The sequence below is a fragment of the Nereida ignava genome, assembly GCF_001049735.1.
GTDB classification, from domain to species: Bacteria; Pseudomonadota; Alphaproteobacteria; order Rhodobacterales; family Rhodobacteraceae; genus Nereida; species Nereida ignava.
Genome location: NZ_CVPC01000018.1, coordinates 1 through 20400 on the forward strand (window position 1 = coordinate 1; position 20400 = coordinate 20400).

Sequence of the window (20400 nt, forward strand, 5' to 3'; positions counted from 1 at the left end):
GCGCTTTGAGGTGTGATACACCGCTGTCACGAGGTGCGAACAACGCAAACACAAGATCAACAGGCTGACGATCAACCGCCTCAAAATCTACGGGGCGTTCAAGGCGAAGAAATACACCTTTTACAGTGTCGATATCATCAAGCCGCGCGTGAGGTAGGGCAACACCGTGCCCTACTCCCGTTGGCCCAAGCGCTTCGCGTTCCATAAGGGCCTCAATCAATCGCGCACCTTGAAGGTCGTAGCACGCATTCGCGATATCACCCACATCGTGCAGCAGTCGTTTTTTACTGCTAACGTTGCCCAAGACGCGGACGGCGTTTGGTGTAAGAATATCGCTTAGGTTCATTATGCTACTACTCTTCTGGCACAATAGGCCGAAGCCGTGCTAATTAGGCGAAGCGCATAATCTGCATATATCAATTGTTCAATCGCTTATTTACGCTGGGTACAATGGCTGGCTACACATTACGTCTATGATGCTATTGTCTTGACGTTTACCAATGGCATCATCTGTGTTCCCAGCCATGTTCGCCCAAAACTCCGCCAACACAGTGTCCGCAACACAGCACTAGCCAACACTGTGTTCAACACCGTGATTCAGCGCCTAAAATACTCAGCAACACGGCAAAAAGTGTGTGTTCGGTGTGTTTTTGAAAAACACAACTTAAGCGTGTATGGCGCTCGATTAAGTCATTGATATTGTTTGGTAAATGGTGCCCGGGGGGCGGAATCGAACCACCGACACGAGGATTTTCAATGGATGCAGTGTAATTTAGGCATTTGTTATCAATGGCTTGCGCAGCAATATTTTTGGTGTGCGTGCATGTGTGTTTATCGCGTCATTTTGAGGGCAGGGCGGAAACGCTGTGTTCAACACCGTTTCGTATTGCGACCTGCAGCATACCGATATGTTGTTGGTTAATCAATCGTCACGCTGCTTTTGGAAAATGTTGGAGAAGATGAGTAAACGACCTCGGTCCCGGCAGCTTCACATCTTAATTTGCAGTCAGGTGGCAAGTCTGCATCTGTAATTAAAGTAGAAATATGTTCTATTGGCGCGACAAAAGCTGGTGCTTTGCGGTCAAATTTAGAGCTGTCAGCAACTAAGATCACATGTTCGGTATGTTGAATTATCGCCTTGCTAACGCTTACCTCTTGCATGTCGAAGTCCATAAGGTCACCGTTATTGCGTAGGGCGGAGCATCCAATTATCGCATAGTCAAATTGGAACTGGTTAATAGTGTTTTGCGCGAGGTTGCCAACAAGTCCACCATCTGACGGGCGCAGCTGACCACCTGTCACGATGACATCCACTTTGTCGTTCGCTGACAAAATGGTCGCAATGTTGATGTTGTTAGTTATGACTAGCAACCCTTCATGGCTCAGCAGTTCGGTCGCTACGGCTTCGGTTGTAGTGCCAATGCTAAGAAAAATTGCGCAATCGTTTGGAATTCGTGCAGCGCAGGCACGGGCTATATCGACTTTGGAGGGCTGATTGAGCATGCGGCGTTCATTGTAGGCAATGTTAACTGTAGTTGATGGTAGTATTGCCCCTCCATGCACTCGCTCAAGTTCGCCTGTTTCAGCTAAGTCAGTTAAATCACGCCTTATTGTTTGTGGAGTAACGCCAAAGTATTCAACAAGGCCGTCAACAGTGACTTTACCTTCGCGGCGGGCGATCGCAATGATCTCTGGTTTTCGTATTGTTAATGCCAAGTGCTCGCCCCTCTTTCTGTAATGTTCGTTTTAATGCGGTTTAAAGTTAAGTCACGATTCTTTCATTTATATTGCAGTACTTTTTACGCTGCGTGTGCAGCATTTTAGTGCTGCGGGCGCTAAGTGTTACAAAATTATGCTTTAATAACAGTGATTTACAAAATACGCGTAAATTCGAACATTTTTTACTTCCTTTTGTATTCGAATTTTGTCACCAATTAGTGACGCTGCTTGGTAGTCGCGGAAAGGGTGGGAGTATGAACACAGATTTTGATCTGCTTATCATTGGTGGCGGCATCAATGGATGTGGTATCGCCAGAGATGCCGCGGGTCGTGGTTTGAGTGTGTGTTTGTCAGAAATGAATGATTTAGCCTCGGCGACGTCGGCTTCCTCAACTAAATTATTCCATGGCGGTCTTCGCTACCTTGAGTATTTTGAGTTCCGTTTGGTGCGCGAGGCGTTGATCGAGCGAGAGAACTTGTTACGCGCCATGCCACACATTTCGTGGCCGCTACGTTTCGTATTGCCCTACCATGAGAGCATGCGTTTTGACACGACAACGCCAACCTCCAAGTTGATGAACTTAGCCATGCCATGGATGAAAGGGCAGCGGCCCGCTTGGTTGATCCGTCTAGGTTTGTTTATTTATGATCACCTTGGGGGCCGTAAGATTTTGCCGGCCACATCGAGTCTTGCATTGACTGCCGCGCCCGAAGGTAAAGGTTTGAAGTCCAAGTTTGTTAAGGCCTACGAATATTCTGATTGTTGGGTCGAAGATGCACGTTTGGTGGTTTTGAATGCACGAGATGCTGAAATGCGTGGTGCTGATATTAGGGTGCGGTCCAAAGTAATTAGTGCTGAGGTTAAAAGTGGCATTTGGTACGTGAAAATGGAATGCTCCCGTACAAAGGCGATCTCAACAGTCACCGCTAAAATGGTTGTAAATGCAGGTGGTCCTTGGGTTGGTGATGTGCTGCGGACGGCAATGCGCAGTAATTCTCAATCAGACGTTCGCTTGGTGCGTGGTAGTCATATTGTGACTAAACGGCTATTTGATCACGACAAATGCTATTTCTTTCAGGGGACTGATGGCCGTATCATTTTTGCGATTCCATACGAGACAGACTATACATTAATTGGAACCACGGATCAGGATCACGAAGACTTCTCGATCAAACCTGTCTGCACCCCGGAAGAGCAAGAATATCTTATAAATTTCATTAATTCGTATCTCGCTGAACCAATAACAGTCGACGACATCATTTGGGCATTTTCTGGTGTGCGTCCGCTTTATGATGATGGAGCAAGCTCAGCCTCTGCAGCGACGCGTGACTACGTACTGAAACTTGATGAAAGCCTCGGTGCACCCTCTTTAAATGTTTTTGGCGGCAAGATTACAACATATCGCTGCCTCGCTGAAAGCGCGCTAGAAGAAATCAAAAAAGTATTGCCAGTTAGTGCAAAACCCTGGACCGCCGGAGTTGCGCTGCCCGGCGGAGATTTCGCGGTCGACGGGGTTGAAGCGCTTTTGGCGCATGTAAAGCAACGCTTTCCGTTTTTAGCAGAGCGGACTGCGCTGCGATTAGTGCGTGGGTATGGCACCGAAGTTTCAGCAGTGTTGGGGCACGCTAAGACTAGAGACGACCTGGGTCAGGATTTTGGCGCTGAGCTTTTTGCTGCTGAAGTTGAGTGGTTGATGGATAAAGAATATGCGCAGTCCGCAGAAGATGTGGTTTGGCGCAGGAGCAAACTTGGCCTGAGAATGGAACAAAAACAGATAGCTGTATTAGACCAATGGATAAAAGATCGGCTGACAGCGGGAAACATCGCGGCAGCGGAGTGAGGGGATTGTAATGACTTTAGAACTAAGGGGTGTCTCGAAGTCGGTTGAGGGTGCTGTGCATATTCATCCTACTGATTTGACGCTAAAGAAGGGCACGATGAATGTGCTGCTTGGCCCAACCTTGTCAGGCAAAACGTCTTTGATGCGCTTGATGGCTGGTCTTGATGTTCCCACCGAGGGCACCATCCATTGGGAAGGCAAAGACGTCACGGGTATGCGTGTGCAAGAGCGCAAGGTGGCTATGGTGTACCAACAGTTCATCAATTACCCGTCTATGACAGTCTATGAGAACATTGCCTCACCTTTGAAACTGATAGGTAAATCAGCGTCCGAGATTGATGCCGCTGTAAAAAAATCTGCTGATCTAATGCAACTTACGCCAATGCTGGATCGTAAGCCGCTTGAGCTGTCTGGCGGCCAGCAGCAGCGCTGCGCTTTGGCGCGTGCCTTGGTTAAGGATGCAGGGCTGGTGCTCTTAGACGAACCTTTGGCGAACCTCGATTACAAGTTGCGCGAAGAGCTGCGCGTAGAGATCCCCAAAATCTTTGAGGAAGCCGGGTCGATATTTGTTTATGCGACCACAGAGCCGGAAGAAGCTCTTCTGCTCGGCGGCAACACTGCTGCTCTTTGGGAAGGGCGCGTACGCCAGTTTGATCTTACTCCGACGGTCTACCGCCGGCCAACTGATGCCACAACGGCGCGTGTGTTCAGTGATCCCCCCATGAATTTCCTGAACGTCAGCAAAACCGGGCCCAAGATCATGTTTGGTGGTGGACAAAGTTCGATTGCAACAGGTCTGATAGCTGATTTGACTGACGGGCGTTATATCGCGGGGTTCAGGGCTAACCATATTGAAATCACTGCTCAAACTTCCGGGGCTATGTCGTTTGATACCAAGCTTATCGTGACAGAGTTGACGGGTTCAGAGACGTTTGTGCATTTGGACCACGGTGGCGAAAAGTGGGTGGGTCTGATCCATGGGGTGCACAACTTGCAGTTGGGGGCATCGTTACCCATCTATATCGATCCTAGTCATGTCTACCTATTTAACGAAAATGGCGACCTGGTTGCGCCTGCGTCTTACGCGCTCGCGGCATAGGGAGAGAGAGACCATGGCAAAAATTACACTCGATAATCTCGCGCATTCTTACTATCCAAAACCCAAGGATGAAGACGACTTCGCTTTGAAAGAGCTGAACCATGATTGGGCTGACGGCGAGGCCTATGCTTTGCTGGGTTCGTCTGGCTGTGGAAAATCCACGCTCCTCAACATCATCTCGGGCCTGCTGCATCCCTCCCAGGGCCGTATTTTGTTTGATGGTATTGATGTGACCCATGCTTCAACGGCGGACCGCAACATCGCACAGGTGTTCCAGTTTCCAGTAGTCTACGACACCATGACTGTTCGTAACAATTTGGCCTTCCCGCTGAAGAACCGAGGCGCGGACCCAAAGTACATTGCGGAGCGTGTGCAGCAAATTGGTCAGATGATCGGCATGGAAGCCGAGTTGGACAAGCGTGCGAGTGGTTTGACAGCTGACGCCAAGCAAAAGATTAGCCTGGGCCGCGGGATGGTCCGCGAAGATGTTAACGCCCTATTGTTCGATGAGCCTCTTACCGTAATTGACCCTCACATGAAGTGGGAATTGCGTACTCAGTTAAAATCGTTGCACCACGAATTTGGTCATACGATGATTTACGTTACGCACGACCAAACAGAAGCGCTAACGTTCGCGGATAAAGTGGTGGTAATGTATGATGGCCGCGTTGTGCAGATTGGTACGCCGCAGGAATTATTTGAACGACCCCAACATACGTTTGTTGGCTACTTTATCGGATCGCCTGGCATGAATGTCATTTCAGCGGACATCACGGGCAAAGTTGCAAATCTACATGGTACTTCTTTGGCGCTGAACCGCGGTTACAACGACCTTAATGGCAAAGTTGAGATAGGGGTTCGCCCCGAATTTGTAGCGCTGACAAAGAGCGATGGCTTACCGGTGAATGTTCGACGTGTCGAAGACGTTGGTCGACACAAGATTGTACGCGCAGATCTTTTTGGAAATGAGATCAATATTTTAGCTAGGGAGGGTATGGAAATCTCTCCAGACATGAACCGTGTGACGTTCGACCCCGAGCACGTGAACGTATATGTCAATGACTGGCTCAAAGCAGGAGAAGTAGCCTGATGGAAAAGACAGTTAACCAAAAGGCGTGGTTCCTAATCTTACCAGTTTTGTTACTCGTTGCATTCTCAGCTGTGATTCCTTTGATGACAGTTGTGAACTACTCAGTTCAGGACACCTTTGGTAACAACCAGTTCTTCTGGGCTGGCCTTGAATGGTTTGAGGAAATGCTTCGCTCTGAGCGGATGTGGGACGCGCTTGGGCGCCAGTTGATGTTCTCTGCTATCATTTTGGCGATACAAGTACCGCTTGGCGTATTTATCGCATTGAATATGCCTAAGAGCGGTTTCTGGTCGAGTTTTTGTCTCGTCATGATGTCGTTGCCTTTGCTAATCCCATGGAACGTTGTGGGAACGATTTGGCAGATCTTTGGTCGCGTTGATATTGGACTGTTGGGATACACGCTTGATGCGCTTGGCATTCCCTACAACTACACGCAAAATACCTTTGCTGCCTGGGTGACGATTATTGTGATGGACGTTTGGCACTGGACGTCTCTGGTCGCACTGCTTGCTTTTGCTGGGCTCAAGTCTATCCCAGATGCATATTATCAAGCAGCCAAGATCGACCAAGCTTCCCGTTGGGCTATCTTCCGTTACATCGAGCTCCCGAAGATGATGGGTGTTCTGATGATCGCAATCCTGCTGCGGTTTATGGACAGCTTCATGATTTACACTGAGCCGTTTGTTGTCACTGGCGGTGGTCCAGGTAACGCCACGACATTGCTGTCAATTGATCTTGTGAAGATGGCTTTGGGGCAGTTCGACCTTGGACCGGCGGCCGCGTTCTCGATCATGTATTATCTTGTAATCCTGCTCATCTCTTACGTGTTCTACACTGTGATGACCAATCTCGATAAGAAGGGGGGATGAGTTATGTCTGACGCAACCGCAACCTCAAATCCGGTCATTGCGACCGCACCAACTAAACGGTTCAAAGTCAAAGGCTCCGTCATCGTAATGACGCTTTACCTCTTGTTCTTGATGCTGCCGATCTATTGGCTGCTGAACATGAGCCTTAAGACCAACACCGAGGTCTTGAACGAATTCACCTTGTGGCCGCGCAATCTGACGTTTGACAACTACATCAAAATCCTGACGGACCCGTCTTGGTATTCGGGCTACATCAACTCGATTATTTATGTTGTGATGAATACGGCCATCAGTTTGACTGTTGCTCTGCCTGCTGCCTATGCGTTTAGCCGCTACCACTTTATGGGCGACAAGCACCTATTCTTCTGGTTGCTAACCAACCGTATGGCACCACCCGCTGTGTTCGCACTGCCGTTCTTTCAACTGTACTCATCAGTTGGACTATTCGACACGCACATCGCGGTTGCCTTGGCTCACTGCTTGTTCAACGTACCACTGGCAGTCTGGATCCTTGAAGGTTTCATGCGCGGCGTGCCCAAAGAAATCGACGAAACAGCCTATATTGACGGTTACAGCTTTGGCAGGTTTTTCGTGAAGATTTTCATGCCGTTGATTGCCTCCGGTATCGGCGTCGCAGCGTTCTTTTGCTTCATGTTTTCATGGGTGGAGTTGCTGCTGACACGAACGCTTACTTCTGTAGATGCAAAGCCAATCTCGGCGATCATGACCAGGACACAAGGTGCTGCTGGGATAGACTGGGGTGTGCTGGCCGCTGCGGGTGTTCTGACCATCATTCCCGGGGCCTTGGTGATCTACTTTGTCCGCAACTATATCGCCAAGGGTTTTGCCCTTGGCCGCGTTTAACTGCGCGAATTTCAGGAAGGATATGAAAATGGAATGGATGGCTTGGACGACGCCCACGGCAATATTTTTCATTGTCATAGCATGCACACTGACAGTGTTCACTGTGCTCGCGATCAAGTTTCCAGAGGCACCTCGTATGGGGATCCTTAGGACAGAGACGACACGTGGAGATCGTCTCTTTATCACACTTCTTGGCTCGGCCTTTATCAATCTGGCTTGGTTGGGAGTGGTAGGTGCAAATCAACCATATGCACTGATGGTCTGTCTTGCTTATGCTGTAGCGGTTTTCCGTTGGGTATGAGTGGGGGAGGAAAAGCACGCGCTGAGATTAACGGTCCCAGCACGCGAACTAAACTAAACCAATTTCCGTAAGGGAGGAAATGATGACTATTTCGTTAAAATCAAGCTCAGCCATTGTGCTTGCGCTTGGAGTTCTGGCGTCGCCAGCACTCGCTGACATGGATGCCGCTAAAGCATTCCTTGATAATGAAATTGCCGGCGTATCGACACTGTCCCGCGCTGATCAAGAAGCCGAGATGAAGTTCTTTGTAGATGCATCAGCACCTTATCAAGGGATGGAAATCAAAGTTGTTTCAGAAACAATTGCAACGCACGAATATGAAGCAAATGTGTTGGCACCAGCCTTTGAAGCAATCACCGGCATCAAGGTTACACACGACTTGATCGGTGAAGGTGACGTTGTCGAAAAGCTGCAAACACAGATGCAGTCCGGTGAAAACATTTATGACGCTTACGTCAATGACTCTGATCTAATCGGTACGCACTGGCGCTACAAGCAAGTACGCAACTTGACTGATTGGATGGCGGGCGAAGGTGCAGATGTTACTTTGCCAACGCTTGATGTTGAAGATTTTATTGGTACGTCATTCACAACTGGCCCCGATGGAAAGCTCTATCAGCTTCCGACGCAGCAGTTCGCGAACTTGTATTGGTTCCGGTACGATTGGTTTAACGACGAACAGAACAAAGCTGACTTCAAGGCAAAGTTTGGCTATGATCTCGGTGTTCCGGTGAACTGGTCCGCATACGAAGACATTGCCGAGTTTTTCACAGGCCGCGATCTTTCGCGGTTGGGCGTAGAGGGCGAAGTCTTTGGCAACATGGACTATGGTAAGAAAGACCCTTCCCTGGGTTGGCGCTATACTGACGCGTGGATGTCCATGGCTGGTATGGGAGACGTTGGTGAGCCAAATGGTCTGCCGGTTGATGAATGGGGTATCCGTGTAAACGAGAACTCTCAGCCTACTGGTTCCTGCGTAGCACGAGGTGGCGCAACAAATGCACCTGCAGCTGTTTATGCGGTAACTAAAGCAATTGAGTGGCTCGATAAGTATTCTCCTCCTGCTGCTGCTGGTATGACTTTCGGCGAAGCTGGTCCGATCCCTGCACAAGGCAACGTTGCTCAGCAGATGTTCTGGTACACAGCCTTTACGGCGGCCACAGTAGAGCCAGATCTCCCCGTCATGAATGCGGACGGTACGCCAAAATGGCGTATGGCTCCATCGCCACACGGCGCATATTGGAAAGATGGCCAGAAGATCGGTTACCAAGACGCAGGTTCCTGGACGTTGATGGAATCAACACCTGTTGACCGTGCTCAGGCAGCTTGGCTCTATGCCCAGTTTGTTGTGTCAAAAACAGTTGACCTAAAGAAGTCTGACGTAGGTCTAACCTTTATTCGCGAGTCTACCATTGACTCTGAGCACTTCACAGAGCGCGCACCACGTCTTGGTGGTCTGGTCGAATTCTACCGCTCGCCAGCTCGCGTTCAGTGGTCACCAACAGGCACAAACGTGCCTGATTATCCAAAGCTAGCTCAGCTGTGGTGGCAGAACATCGGTGACGCAATGTCTGGTGCAAAAACGCCACAAGAGGCACTTGATGCACTTTGTGCAGATCAGGAAAAAGTACTATCCCGTCTTGAGCGAGCAGGTGTCCAGGGTGATCTGGGTCCGAAGCTCAATGATGAGATGAGTGCTGATCACTGGTTCGCTCAGCCAGGTGCACCATACGCCAAGCTTGCAAACGAAGATGAAGAACCAAAGACTATCGCTTATGATGAGCTGATTAAGTCCTGGAACTAAGGGAATTATCCCTGAGTGTGGGGCGCATAAGCGCCCCACACTTCCCCAAACTTTTCTAAAAGTGCCATCGAAAGCATATTTGCACAGCGTCTTGACTCGCTGTTACCTTTTTGCGGCTAAATGAGACCAAACATGAAATACGTACTCGCAATAGATCAAGGCACCACTTCCACTCGTGCAATATTGTTTGATGAAAAACTGACCATCGTTGCTCAAGCGCAAGAAGAATTTCCCCAAATTTTCCCTCAATCAGGTTGGGTTGAACATGACCCAAATGATTTATGGGGTACTACCGCTGGCACATGCCGCGAGGTAATTGAACGCGCTAACATCAACATCGCTGACGTGGTATCTATTGGGATCACAAACCAGCGCGAGACCACCATCGTCTGGGACCGCAAAACAGGCGAGCCGATCCACAATGCGGTCGTCTGGCAGGACCGCCGCACCGCTGACTTTTGCAAGGAGTTGCGGGGTTCTGGTCATTCTGACATGTTCACTGACCGCACAGGGCTGCTGGTCGATCCATATTTTTCCGCCACAAAACTTAAGTGGATTTTGGACCATGTGGACGGCGCACGGGCGCGGGCGCTCAACGGTGATCTGCTTTTTGGGACAGTCGACACCTTCTTGATCTGGAAGCTGACCGGCGGCCAATCGCATGTCACAGATGCGACCAACGCGGCGCGCACAATGCTTTATGACATCCGCAAAGGCTGCTGGAGCCAGACCATTTGCGGGCTGTTTGATATCCCCATGAACATGCTGCCGCAGGTCAAAGATAGCGCCGCTGACTTTGGCCAAAGTCGTCCCGATTTGTTCGGTCGTCACATCCCTATTTGCGGCGTGGCGGGCGACCAGCAGGCGGCGACAATCGGGCAGGCGTGTTTTGAGCCGGGTATGTTGAAATCCACCTATGGAACGGGCTGTTTTGCGCTGCTTAATACTGGCGATACGCCCGTTATGTCCAAAAACCGCCTACTGACAACGATTGCGTATCAACTGGATGGCAAGCCGACCTATGCCCTTGAGGGGTCGATCTTCATCGCTGGCGCGGTTGTGCAATGGCTGCGGGACGGTCTCAAGATTATCCGTGAAGCATCTGAGACACAGCCGCGTGCGGAAGGCGCTGATAAAACGCAATCGGTTGTCCTTGTTCCTGCCTTCACAGGCCTTGGCGCGCCCTATTGGAACCCCGAATGTCGTGGTGCGGTGTTTGGCCTCACGCGCAATTCCGGCCCGAATGAGCTGGCCCGCGCGGCCCTTGAAAGTGTCGGCTATCAAACCCGCGATCTTCTGGACGCCATGCGCGCCGATTGGACGCCCGATGGTGCATCTAGTGTTCTGCGTGTCGATGGCGGGATGAGCGCCTCCAACTGGGCGATGCAGTTTCTTGCTGATATCACTGACGCTCCCGTGGACCGACCGAAGGTGCTTGAAACCACTGCACTTGGTGTTGCATGGCTAGCCGGCATGAAGGTCGGGGTGATGCCTGCTCAAGAGGAATTTTCCAAACAATGGGAACTGGATTGCCAGTTCCAATCGCAGATGGCGGAGGAAGAACGGCACCAGAAATTCGCGAATTGGCAACGGGCTGTCCAGGCCACGCTGGCGTACTAAACAGATGGCTGATTTTTCCTTTTCTTGCAAAACCCAAGTACACTTTGGGGCAGGGGTTCACCGCAAGCTGTTGGACCTTTTGCCAGAAGGTGCGCGGTTTGTGGTGCTGGTGACGGGTGTGTCTGGCACAGCATCGGCCCCTGTGCGTGCTTTGCTTGCCGAAACTGGGCTAAACGTAACGTTTGTCGTCTGCGCGGGTGAGCCGACCCTGCAAGCAATCAATGATGCGCGTGGCATAGACCACTGCGACTGCATTGTGGTTTGCGGCGGAGGCTCTGCGATTGATACGGGCAAGGCACTTCGGGTCGCGCTGCAAAAAGAGGCCGCATTGACGGACGATGACTTTGGCCTGACGCATGATGCGGCTGGTTGCGTGCCGCTGATCGTTTTGCCCACAACCGCAGGCACGGGCGCAGAGGTCACATCGAACGCCGTCCTGGGCGCATTGAACAGTGCCGCCAAAGTCAGCTTTCGGGGCCCTGCATTGCAGCCAGATGTCGCATTGGTAGACCCAGATCTGATGAAAACGGCGCCAAAGTCGGTTGTACTTTACGCTGGTCTGGATGCTGTTGTTCAGAACATTGAGGCATATACCTCGGCCTTTTCAACTCCGTTAACACGCGCGCTGGCTGGTCCTGCGATCGGATCGACGCTCGCGGCGTTGCGGGATGTTATTGAAACCGGCAGCTCTGATGCGTGGTCTGGGCTGGCATGTGGAAGTCTTTCAAGTGGGCTTGCTCTTGCCAATGGGGGCTTGGGTGCAGCGCATGGTCTTGCCTCTGTTTTGGGCGGGGCGTATCCGGCGCCGCACGGTGCACTTTGTGGTCGCTTGCTGATGCCCGTGATGCGCGCCACCCTTCAATCGCCTTTTTGTACTGAAGCTATTCGGTCGGATATTGCGTTTTGCCAAGATGCAATTGCGCAGGCATTCGCACCTACTGAACCGACCGATCCCTGTTCCGGCTTTGAGCGCTGGGTTGATGCCCAAGACTTGCCGCGCCTCTCAAGCTGGGGAGTGCGTATTGATCAGATTAAGGGGGTGGCGCAGACGGCAGTTACGGCCTCTTCCTCACTCAAAAACTCCGTTAAATTAGAAATCAACGAATTGGCGCAGGTCCTTCGAGACGCGCTCTAGGAGAAACTTCGTGCCCCCTCCCCATAGAAATATCAAGATCGTGGCCACGCTCGGTCCGGCTTCAAATAATAGCGCTATCATATTGCAACTGGCGGAAGCCGGCGTGAATGTGTTCCGCCTGAACATGAGCCACGGCTCTCATGACATGGTCGCAAAGTTGCACAAGGCAGTGCGGGATGCGGAAATCACGTTGCAGCGGCCCATCGGTATTCTGGCTGATTTGCAAGGCCCCAAAATCCGCTGTGGTGTGTTTGGCGGAGGACCCCAAGTGTTGGAAACTGGCGCTGCGTTTCGGTTTGATCTGGATGATGCGCAAGGTGACTACACGCGCGTTACCTTGCCACACCCGGAGATTTTCCAAGCCCTGCGTCCTGGCGCGTCTGTTTTGGTGAATGACGGTAAAATTCGGCTGAAAGTGAACGAAAGTAGTGCTAACCACGCAAACTGCGAAGTTATCGTTGGCGGCGAAATTTCTGACCGCAAGGGGGTAAACCTGCCGGATGTCGTGCTACCGCTGAGCGCGCTGAGCGACAAGGACCGTAGTGATCTGGAATTCGTCTGTGACTTGGGTGTCGATTGGTTGGCACTGTCCTTTGTCCAAGTCGCCCAAGATGTCGAAGAGGCGCGCGCGCTGGTCAAAGGCCGTGCCGCGATCTTGTCGAAGATCGAGAAACCTGCCGCAGTGGAAAACTATGACGCCATTCTAGAGGCTTCGGACGGGGTCATGGTGGCGCGTGGTGATTTGGGTGTTGAGCTGCCCGTGCAAGAGGTGCCACGTGTGCAGAAAATGCTGGTGGAGCAGGCGCGCAAAGCTGGCAAACCTGTGATTGTCGCGACCCAAATGCTTGAGAGCATGATTGAGGCACCGGTGCCTACACGGGCCGAAGTTTCAGATGTGGCAACAGCGATCTATGATGGTGCGGATGCGGTGATGTTGTCGGCAGAAACCGCTGCCGGTCAGTTCCCGATTAAGGCGGTCGAAGTAATGACCGCAGTCGCAACCGAGACTGAATCCGACCCCAAATATGCCGAGCTTATGGCTGTCCGCCTCAATGATACGCGGGAGATTGACACGTCTCACGCTATTGCGGCGGCGGCGCGTGAAATCTCGGATCGGGCGCGAATTGAGGCGATCTGTTGCTTCACACAATCGGGCACCACGGCGCAACTGGTCGCACGCGAAAAGCCGTCAAAGCCGATCTTGGCCATGACGCCCGATGTGGGCACGTCGCGGCGGCTGTGCCTTGTTTGGGGGTTGCAAAGCGTTGTAGTCCCGCAGGCCGAACGCTTCAAAGACGCGACAGTGGTGGCCTCACAGCAATGCCGCAGGTTCGGTCTGGCCGATACAGGCCAAGAGATTGTGATCACGGCTGGTGTCCCCATCGAAGAAACCGGCACCACTAATATTCTACGCGTGTCCAAGGTTTGATCCTCCCCGAACCTGCGCGCTTAACCCCCCAAGGAGTTGCCATGATAAAAGTAGCAATTAACGGCTTTGGCCGCATCGGGCGCAATGTATTGCGCGCCATCATTGAAAGCGGTCGTACCGATATTGAGGTCATCGCAATCAACGATCTCGGACCTGTAGAGACCAACGCCCATCTGTTGCGCTATGACAGTGTGCATGGCCGCTTTCCCGTGTCTGTGACAACAACCGAGACCTCTATTGATGTGGGTCGCGGCCCGATCCGTGTGACTGCACTGCGAAATCCTGCAGAGCTGCCGTGGTCCGATGTGGACGTGGTGCTGGAATGCACAGGCATCTTTACCAGCAAAGAGGCCTGTCAGGCGCATCATGAAAACGGCGCCAGCCGCGTGCTGATCTCTGCTCCCGGAAAGGACGCGGACAAAACGATTGTGTTCGGCGTCAACGAACACACTCTGACAGCAAACGATCTAGTTGTATCGAATGCGTCTTGCACCACCAACTGTTTATCCCCCATTGCGAAGGTGCTGCACGAAACTGTTGGCATCACAAAAGGTTTCATGACTACGATCCACAGCTATACTGGTGACCAACCTACGCTTGATACGATGCACAGCGATCTCTACCGTGCGCGTGCGGCGGCGCTGTCGATGATCCCCACTTCTACCGGTGCGGCCAAAGCTGTCGGGCTGGTCTTACCCGAACTGTGTGGTAAGCTTGACGGTGTTGCGATCCGAGTGCCGACACCAAATGTATCGGTCGTTGATTTAACCTTTGAGGCAAGCAAGGCAACCAGCGTGGCAGAGATAAACGCGGCGATCAAAGTGGCCGCAGACGGCCCACTTAAGGGCGTGTTGGGATACACAGATGCCTGCTTAGTCAGTACGGATTTCAACCATGACCCGCATTCGTCGATATTCCACATGGACCAGACCAAAGTGCTGGACGGTAACATGGTCCGCATTTTGAGCTGGTATGACAATGAATGGGGCTTCTCGAACCGGATGGCGGATACGGCAGTGGCAATGGGTAAATTGATCTGATGTCGTTGATTATTGATCTTTATGCCCGTGAAATTCTGGACAGCCGTGGCAATCCGACTGTCGAGGTGGATGTGACCCTCGATGATGGCACGATAGGCCGTGCGGCTGTGCCTTCAGGCGTGTCAACCGGTGCCCATGAGGCGGTTGAAAAGCGCGATGGCGACATGGCGCGCTATCTGGGCAAAGGCGTTCAAGATGCGGTCGCTGCTGTGAATAGCGAGCTGGCGGGCGCCCTTGTGGGTGTCGACGCGACCGAACAAGTGGCCATTGATGCTGCAATGATCGCGCTAGACGGAACCCCGAACAAGGGACGTCTGGGCGCAAATGCGATCCTGGGTGTGTCACTGGCGGTGGCCAAGGCCGCAGCGGAGTGTATTGGCCAGCCCTTGTTTCGCTATATCGGTGGGACATCTGCGCGGATACTACCCGTCCCGATGATGAACATCATCAACGGCGGAGAGCATGCGGACAACCCGATCGATATTCAGGAATTTATGATCATGCCTGTCGCGGCTACCAACATCCGCGAGGCTGTGCGCATGGGGGCAGAGGTCTTTCAGACGCTCAAAAAGGAACTGACCGCCGCTGGCCACAACACCGGGATTGGCGACGAGGGTGGCTTTGCCCCGAACCTCGCATCGACCCGTGGTGCGCTTGATTTCATTATGAGGTCAATCGAAAAAGCGGGCTACGTACCGGGCGAGGACATCTACCTCGCGTTGGACTGTGCAGCGACCGAATATTACCGCGATGGCAGGTACGAGATGAAAAGCGAGGGGCTCTCGCTTAGCTCTGAGCAAAATGCTGCGTTTCTGGCAAAGCTGGCAAGCGACTATCCAATCATCTCCATCGAAGACGGAATGGCTGAGGATGATTGGGACGGCTGGAAAATGCTGACGGACATGATCGGGAACAAGGTGCAATTGGTCGGTGACGATCTGTTTGTGACCAACCCCGTACGCCTGGCCGAAGGGATCGCCCGAGGGTCTGCCAATTCCATGCTCGTGAAAGTCAATCAAATCGGAACGCTGACCGAGACATTGCAGGCCGTTGAAATGGGCCACCGCGCAGGCTTCACCAATGTCATGTCGCATCGGTCAGGCGAGACGGAGGATGTGACGATTGCTGATCTTGCTGTGGCGACAAATTGTGGCCAGATCAAAACAGGTTCTTTGTCACGGTCGGACCGGCTGGCGAAATACAACCAGTTGATCCGCATTGAAGAGACGCTGGGCGAGGCGGCAACCTATGCGGGAAGATCGGTATTAAAATGAAGAAGCTGATCATTGCAAACTGGAAAATGAACGGCAGCCTGCGCTTGTTGGACGAAATTGCAGCGGCGACACAAGGCCAGTTCTTCGCGAATGCGGAGGCCGTTGTCTGCACGCCCGCGCCCTATCTCCACGCCTTGGGTCAACACAAATCCTTTACCCCAAAGACAGGGGCACAGAACTGCGCCAGCACAGCCAACGGCGCACACACCGGCGAGATTTCGGCGGCCATGTTGGCGGAGTTCGGGGTGTCATATTGTTTGATTGGGCATTCGGAAAGACGGCAAAGCCAGTTAGAGACAAACGCCATGATTGGCGGCAAGCTACAGCAGTTGAAGGACCACAGCATCATACCCGTTTTATGCATTGGCGAGACGCAGGCCGAACGGGACCATGCTACATGGTGTGCCGTCCTCGGTGAGCAGCTTGCGATCTTGGCCAACCAGAATCCAACGCCGATCGTTATCGCCTATGAGCCGATTTGGGCCATTGGCACAGGGCGCATCCCAACCCCGGATGATATCTACGAAGCTCTCGCATTCATTCGCACTTGCGTGACTACCATGGGCTATCCCGCTGGATATCTGCGGATCTTGTATGGCGGGTCCGCAAATGCTGAAAATGCGGCACGCTTGTTGTCTTTGGCCAGTGTTGACGGTCTATTAGTCGGAGGTGCGTCATTGAACCCCTCACAATTCGCGCAGATAGTCGCGAATGCAGGCGATACAAACTGGCGCACGATGCGGGCATGAGCGTGCCACAGACCAGACCCAGATCAAGAGAGTAAGACCGAGATGAAACAACAGAGCAATGCGGCTTGGTGGCTTGCTTTACCTGCGATTGCGCTGTTGGGTTTGGTTGGATTCGTCCCGCTTGTGGCGGTGATAAACTATTCTTTCTTTGACATTTTTACATTGGACAGCCGGTTTTGGGTTGGCGCGGAATGGTACGCGGCACTTGTTGGGACGCCCGATCTGTATGCAGCCCTTGGACGCAGCCTGTTGTTCACAACACTGGTGCTGTTAATCCAGTTCCCTTTGGGTGTCGCGATTGCCCTGTTGATCCCGCAAAACACCATTGCAAAAGGTGCGGTGCTAATGATTTTGGCCCTGCCGCTGGTGGTGCCATAGAACATGATCCCCGCCATTTGGCTTGGGTTCATCAACACCGATTATGGTTTTTTGGGCCAGATGTTTGAGGCAATCGGTTGGGATTTTGACTATAAGTTCACAGCGATGCACACTTGGATGTTGATCCTTGCGATGGACACATGGCATTGGGTTGGCCTTGTGGCGATCCTTGCACATTCGGGCCTGTCTACCGTTCCACAGACCTACTACCTCGCTGCCAAAATTGACGGTGCCGGACGTTGGGCGGTCTTTCGACATATCCAATTGCCCAAATTGCACGGTGTCCTAACGATGGCGCTGATCCTGCGCGTTATGGACAGCATGATGATCTATACCGAAGCTTTCGGGATCAATGCCGGAGGGCCCGACGATGCCACATCTTTTTTGTCCTTGGAGCTGGGCGAAGACATCGCAGCCTTTAACTATGGGCCGGCAGCGGCGCGGTCCGTTGTGTATTTGTTGATTGTTATGGTGGTGGCATGGGCCTTGCAAATCTTGTCACGCCGGCAAAGTCGGGGGGCGTTATAATCTTGCTAGGTTTGAAAATACTTGCCCTGATTGGCCTTGCAATAGTGATGGTTGCCCCCTTGGCTCAGTCTGTTCTGCTGAGCTTTATGTCGACATTACCGCGCGATGACATGGCAGTCGGGACATTTACGTTGCTGAACTACCGCAACCTTTTTGCCGATCCAGCCCTGATCGGCTCTTTTGGGAACTCGCTGACGTATGTCACGTTCAATATCGTGATCTGCCTAGCTGCAGGCTTGCCTGCAGCCTACGCGATTTCGCGGTTCTCGTTTGTGGGGGACCGCCATTTTTTGCTGATGTTGCTGGCGCTTCGCATCACGCCGCCTGTCGTATTGTCGTTGCCTGTGTTTTTGCTGTTTGCGAAGCTGAACTTATTGAACAACCCAATTGGCATCGCTTTGGTGCATTGCCTGTTCAATATTCCAGTCACAATCTGGATTTTGGAAAGCTTTATCTCGACTGTGCCAAAAGAATTCGACGAAACCGCATTCTTAGATGGCTACTCGACACCTGAATTTTTCGTTAAATTCCTGCTGCCGATCATCGCACCGGGCATCGCAGTTGCAGCGTTTTTCTGCTTTATCTTTTCATGGGTCGAAGTCGTTCTGGCGCGAATTTTGACTTCAACAGGTAGCAAACCGATACCGATGGCTATCGAAAGCCTGTTCGGTTTTCAGACGGATGTTGGGCTGGTGATGGCCGTCACGATACTGTCGCTATTGCCGGGGATTCTTTTGATTTTCTTCGTTCGAAACCATGTTGCCAAAGGATTTCAGCTGCGTATTTGATTATGTCGATAGCTCCTCTTGCAAGGGCAGATAATTCCAACACAATTTCACATCACGCTTTGTGTGTGAATATGACTTTTGAGGAACGTCATCGGCCGAAGGTTGTGCAGGATCTTGTGTTTGCAGATCCCACAGTTGCCGCCACAATCATGCGCTATGCAACAGCGCGTCCTTCAAAACCATTGCTGCTTTATGGAGAACCGGGAACGGGTAAATCAGAAGCTCTGCGACTGGTCGTTGAAGCGCAGTTCGCACAAGCTGGTATCGCGAGCGATGATTTTACAGTTAACGGTGCAGATGCGGGCAAGGGGCTCTTTGATAGGATCCTGAACATGGCGCAGATGCAGATGTGGGCGCCCGGAACACCTGCATTAATCATCATTGATGAGATCGATGAAGTTGAGGATGCGGTGCCGAGCAAGACCCGTACGTTCATTGAACAGCATAAAAGCGTACAGCTCTTGGCCAGCACCAATTACATCAAGAAGCTTAAGCCTGCTCTGCAAAGCCGGATGCGCTGTGTTGAGGTCCAAAGACCGCTAAACACAGACTGGGTGCCACGTGCTCAAGCGATCCTTGCTGCAGAAGGTGCGCGGGTGACGCAAAGTGGTATTGCGCAACTGCTGCAAAACTTCAGTGGGGATGCGCGTGACTTCATCGACTACATGGAAGAGCAAGTTGACGCTGCAAAGCAATTTGCGGTTGGCCAATGAAGTGTGGACCTGAGGATTGTATGATGCGTAAGCGGCGCAAAGAAGCGATCACTCACTCAGGCGGATCTAAGCTTAATTAAATAAAATCAGTCACTTGACTGTCTTTCCTGTCGTCCAATGTTTCCTTTGAACATACGCTTTAGCTGTAACCAAACAGCAAGGAGCGGATATGACACATCTGGCAAAGCTTACATTCAAGACAGTAGATCGCAGTGCAAAACGCGATCCCATTATTGCGCGACGTGATAAACTCGTAGCAGGGCTCAAAGAGCAAAAGCTGGTGCATGCGGCAGCACTCAAGAAAGAAGATCACCGGGTTGAGCGGCACAAATGGATGACCAATGACATGGGAGAGCGTGTGATGGTCAAAACCCACCGCCGAGTGCGCCCATGGTTTTTTGAACAAGACGGTGGCTGGTACGTGCAGTGCAGATACGGAGCACGTGTGATTGCTGCAGATGGCACCAACAACGCGGTACTGGTCAAAGCACTAGAAGATGTGGCAGCTGTTCTAGACGCTTTCCTAAATGCAGCGGCGGCAGGAGAGCTGGACACAGCCATCACCAAAGTAGCTGAGCGACAGCCACGCCTAAAGCCAGGGGCTGCCAAAGCTGCGGCAAATGCATGAGGTAGACACAGCCAAAATAGCAGCACTTAATGATCACGCACGGCGCTCGTTCACAGGCTGTCGTGTTGTGATCACTCAGGGGGTGCAGACATTAGATGACGTGCCATCAGTGCTGGACCAAGTGCGCAGGTACAGCGCCTTCACACGCGACAATGACCCTTACGGAGAACATGACTTCGGATCATTCCTTCACGGGGATATAACCATCTTCTGGAAGATTGATGGGGTGGATGCTCCCTCCCACAACGGCATCGCAATGTGCCAGACTGGCTTTGTTGGAAGTCAGTTCAAAAGAAAGGAAACATCCATGTCAGATATTAGCATTCTGGCCATCGACCTTGCAAAGCACTCGTTTCAGGTTTGCGCTRCGACGGCAGAAGGCGTCGTCAAATTCAATCGCAAGTATTCGCGTGGAAAGCTGAGCCAGCTCTTGGCGGAACACTCGAGTTGCCTCGTTGCGATGGAAGCCTGTGCGACCAGCCATTGGTGGGGCCGATATGCACAAGAAGCCGGTCATGAGGTGAGGCTCAT

Annotated in this window: 21 protein-coding genes; 19 read left to right on the forward strand and 2 right to left on the reverse strand. The window is 52.0% G+C overall.

The window, feature by feature from the left end; all coding sequences use genetic code 11:
• Together NIG5292_RS12225 and NIG5292_RS12230 are read right to left on the reverse strand one after the other, a co-directional pair.
• Window positions 1-346, reverse strand: a 346-nt coding sequence (locus tag NIG5292_RS12225) for a PTS sugar transporter subunit IIA (RefSeq protein ID WP_048599825.1), incomplete at its 3' end; no start/stop codon positions are given.
• A 572-nt stretch (window positions 347-918) separates the two neighbouring features.
• Window positions 919-1716: a DeoR/GlpR family DNA-binding transcription regulator gene (locus NIG5292_RS12230; RefSeq protein WP_048599826.1), complete on the reverse strand. Its 798-nt coding sequence runs from the start codon at window positions 1714-1716 to the stop codon at window positions 919-921.
• A gap of 257 nt (window positions 1717-1973) precedes the next feature.
• Between NIG5292_RS12230 and glpD the strand changes: the two genes are divergently transcribed.
• From glpD to NIG5292_RS15180, 19 genes are all read left to right on the forward strand, one after another.
• On the forward strand, window positions 1974-3560 hold the full coding sequence (gene glpD / locus NIG5292_RS12235) for a glycerol-3-phosphate dehydrogenase (protein WP_048599827.1): 1587 nt from the start codon (window positions 1974-1976) through the stop codon (window positions 3558-3560).
• Window positions 3561-3570: 10 nt separating this feature from the next.
• Window positions 3571-4659 carry an ABC transporter ATP-binding protein gene (locus tag NIG5292_RS12240; protein ID WP_048599828.1) on the forward strand — a complete coding sequence of 363 codons (1089 nt, stop codon included), beginning with the start codon at window positions 3571-3573 and terminating at the stop codon, window positions 4657-4659.
• 13 nt (window positions 4660-4672) lie between these two features.
• Entirely contained in the window at window positions 4673-5749 is a 1077-nt protein-coding gene (locus NIG5292_RS12245) for an ABC transporter ATP-binding protein (RefSeq protein ID WP_048599829.1), read from the forward strand.
• Window positions 5749-6618 carry a carbohydrate ABC transporter permease gene (locus NIG5292_RS12250; RefSeq protein WP_048599830.1) on the forward strand — a complete coding sequence of 290 codons (870 nt, stop codon included), beginning with the start codon at window positions 5749-5751 and terminating at the stop codon, window positions 6616-6618. Before NIG5292_RS12245 ends, NIG5292_RS12250 begins: the two co-directional genes overlap by 1 nt.
• A gap of 3 nt (window positions 6619-6621) precedes the next feature.
• Entirely contained in the window at window positions 6622-7482 is an 861-nt protein-coding gene (locus NIG5292_RS12255; protein WP_048599831.1) for a carbohydrate ABC transporter permease, read from the forward strand.
• Window positions 7483-7510: 28 nt separating this feature from the next.
• Window positions 7511-7783 carry a DUF2160 domain-containing protein gene (locus tag NIG5292_RS12260; protein ID WP_048599832.1) on the forward strand — a complete coding sequence of 91 codons (273 nt, stop codon included), beginning with the start codon at window positions 7511-7513 and terminating at the stop codon, window positions 7781-7783.
• 82 nt (window positions 7784-7865) lie between these two features.
• The gene (locus NIG5292_RS12265; protein WP_048599833.1) at window positions 7866-9587 is read left to right on the forward strand and encodes an ABC transporter substrate-binding protein; all 1722 of its coding nucleotides are present in this window, start codon (window positions 7866-7868) and stop codon (window positions 9585-9587) included.
• A 132-nt stretch (window positions 9588-9719) separates the two neighbouring features.
• Window positions 9720-11207, forward strand: coding sequence for a glycerol kinase GlpK (gene glpK / locus NIG5292_RS12270; protein ID WP_048599834.1), 1488 nt, complete (start codon window positions 9720-9722; stop codon window positions 11205-11207).
• A 4-nt stretch (window positions 11208-11211) separates the two neighbouring features.
• Window positions 11212-12342: an iron-containing alcohol dehydrogenase gene (locus tag NIG5292_RS12275; RefSeq protein ID WP_048599835.1), complete on the forward strand. Its 1131-nt coding sequence runs from the start codon at window positions 11212-11214 to the stop codon at window positions 12340-12342.
• A gap of 10 nt (window positions 12343-12352) precedes the next feature.
• Complete coding sequence (gene pyk, locus NIG5292_RS12280) at window positions 12353-13771, forward strand: pyruvate kinase (protein WP_048599836.1); 1419 nt, start codon at window positions 12353-12355, stop codon at window positions 13769-13771.
• A 41-nt stretch (window positions 13772-13812) separates the two neighbouring features.
• Complete coding sequence (gene gap, locus NIG5292_RS12285) at window positions 13813-14811, forward strand: type I glyceraldehyde-3-phosphate dehydrogenase (protein ID WP_048599837.1); 999 nt, start codon at window positions 13813-13815, stop codon at window positions 14809-14811.
• Window positions 14811-16085, forward strand: coding sequence for a phosphopyruvate hydratase (eno, locus tag NIG5292_RS12290; protein ID WP_048599838.1), 1275 nt, complete (start codon window positions 14811-14813; stop codon window positions 16083-16085). Before gap ends, eno begins: the two co-directional genes overlap by 1 nt.
• Window positions 16082-16834: a triose-phosphate isomerase gene (gene tpiA, locus NIG5292_RS12295; RefSeq protein WP_048599839.1), complete on the forward strand. Its 753-nt coding sequence runs from the start codon at window positions 16082-16084 to the stop codon at window positions 16832-16834. Before eno ends, tpiA begins: the two co-directional genes overlap by 4 nt.
• A gap of 42 nt (window positions 16835-16876) precedes the next feature.
• Window positions 16877-17212, forward strand: coding sequence for an ABC transporter permease family protein (locus NIG5292_RS15170; protein ID WP_233488226.1), 336 nt, complete (start codon window positions 16877-16879; stop codon window positions 17210-17212).
• A 3-nt stretch (window positions 17213-17215) separates the two neighbouring features.
• Window positions 17216-17740 carry a carbohydrate ABC transporter permease gene (locus NIG5292_RS15175; protein WP_233488227.1) on the forward strand — a complete coding sequence of 175 codons (525 nt, stop codon included), beginning with the start codon at window positions 17216-17218 and terminating at the stop codon, window positions 17738-17740.
• 2 nt (window positions 17741-17742) lie between these two features.
• Window positions 17743-18528, forward strand: coding sequence for a carbohydrate ABC transporter permease (locus NIG5292_RS12305; RefSeq protein WP_233488228.1), 786 nt, complete (start codon window positions 17743-17745; stop codon window positions 18526-18528).
• A 71-nt stretch (window positions 18529-18599) separates the two neighbouring features.
• On the forward strand, window positions 18600-19241 hold the full coding sequence (locus tag NIG5292_RS12310; protein ID WP_048599840.1) for an AAA family ATPase: 642 nt from the start codon (window positions 18600-18602) through the stop codon (window positions 19239-19241).
• A gap of 169 nt (window positions 19242-19410) precedes the next feature.
• Window positions 19411-19869: a hypothetical protein gene (locus NIG5292_RS12315; protein WP_048599841.1), complete on the forward strand. Its 459-nt coding sequence runs from the start codon at window positions 19411-19413 to the stop codon at window positions 19867-19869.
• On the forward strand, window positions 19862-20400 hold a 539-nt coding region (locus NIG5292_RS15180; RefSeq protein ID WP_053084917.1), incomplete at its 3' end, for a DUF3768 domain-containing protein. The genes NIG5292_RS12315 and NIG5292_RS15180, both read left to right, overlap by 8 nt.

Bases quoted from the DNA above. Each gene is read 5' to 3' on its own strand.
- NIG5292_RS12275 (WP_048599835.1), top strand. From the start codon at position 11,212: ATGGCTGATTTTTCCTTTTCTTGCAAAACCCAAGTACACTTTGGGGCA.
- eno (WP_048599838.1), top strand. From the start codon at position 14,811: ATGTCGTTGATTATTGATCTTTATGCCCGTGAAATTCTGGACAGCCGT.
- NIG5292_RS12310 (WP_048599840.1), top strand. From the start codon at position 18,600: ATGACTTTTGAGGAACGTCATCGGCCGAAGGTTGTGCAGGATCTTGTG.
- NIG5292_RS12245 (WP_048599829.1), top strand. From the start codon at position 4,673: ATGGCAAAAATTACACTCGATAATCTCGCGCATTCTTACTATCCAAAA.
- glpK (WP_048599834.1), top strand. From the start codon at position 9,720: ATGAAATACGTACTCGCAATAGATCAAGGCACCACTTCCACTCGTGCA.
- NIG5292_RS12240 (WP_048599828.1), top strand. From the start codon at position 3,571: ATGACTTTAGAACTAAGGGGTGTCTCGAAGTCGGTTGAGGGTGCTGTG.
- NIG5292_RS12255 (WP_048599831.1), top strand. From the start codon at position 6,622: ATGTCTGACGCAACCGCAACCTCAAATCCGGTCATTGCGACCGCACCA.
- gap (WP_048599837.1), top strand. From the start codon at position 13,813: ATGATAAAAGTAGCAATTAACGGCTTTGGCCGCATCGGGCGCAATGTA.
- glpD (WP_048599827.1), top strand. From the start codon at position 1,974: ATGAACACAGATTTTGATCTGCTTATCATTGGTGGCGGCATCAATGGA.
- NIG5292_RS12265 (WP_048599833.1), top strand. From the start codon at position 7,866: ATGACTATTTCGTTAAAATCAAGCTCAGCCATTGTGCTTGCGCTTGGA.
- NIG5292_RS15170 (WP_233488226.1), top strand. From the start codon at position 16,877: ATGAAACAACAGAGCAATGCGGCTTGGTGGCTTGCTTTACCTGCGATT.
- NIG5292_RS12250 (WP_048599830.1), top strand. From the start codon at position 5,749: ATGGAAAAGACAGTTAACCAAAAGGCGTGGTTCCTAATCTTACCAGTT.
- NIG5292_RS12315 (WP_048599841.1), top strand. From the start codon at position 19,411: ATGACACATCTGGCAAAGCTTACATTCAAGACAGTAGATCGCAGTGCA.
- NIG5292_RS15175 (WP_233488227.1), top strand. From the start codon at position 17,216: ATGATCCCCGCCATTTGGCTTGGGTTCATCAACACCGATTATGGTTTT.
- NIG5292_RS12260 (WP_048599832.1), top strand. From the start codon at position 7,511: ATGGAATGGATGGCTTGGACGACGCCCACGGCAATATTTTTCATTGTC.
- tpiA (WP_048599839.1), top strand. From the start codon at position 16,082: ATGAAGAAGCTGATCATTGCAAACTGGAAAATGAACGGCAGCCTGCGC.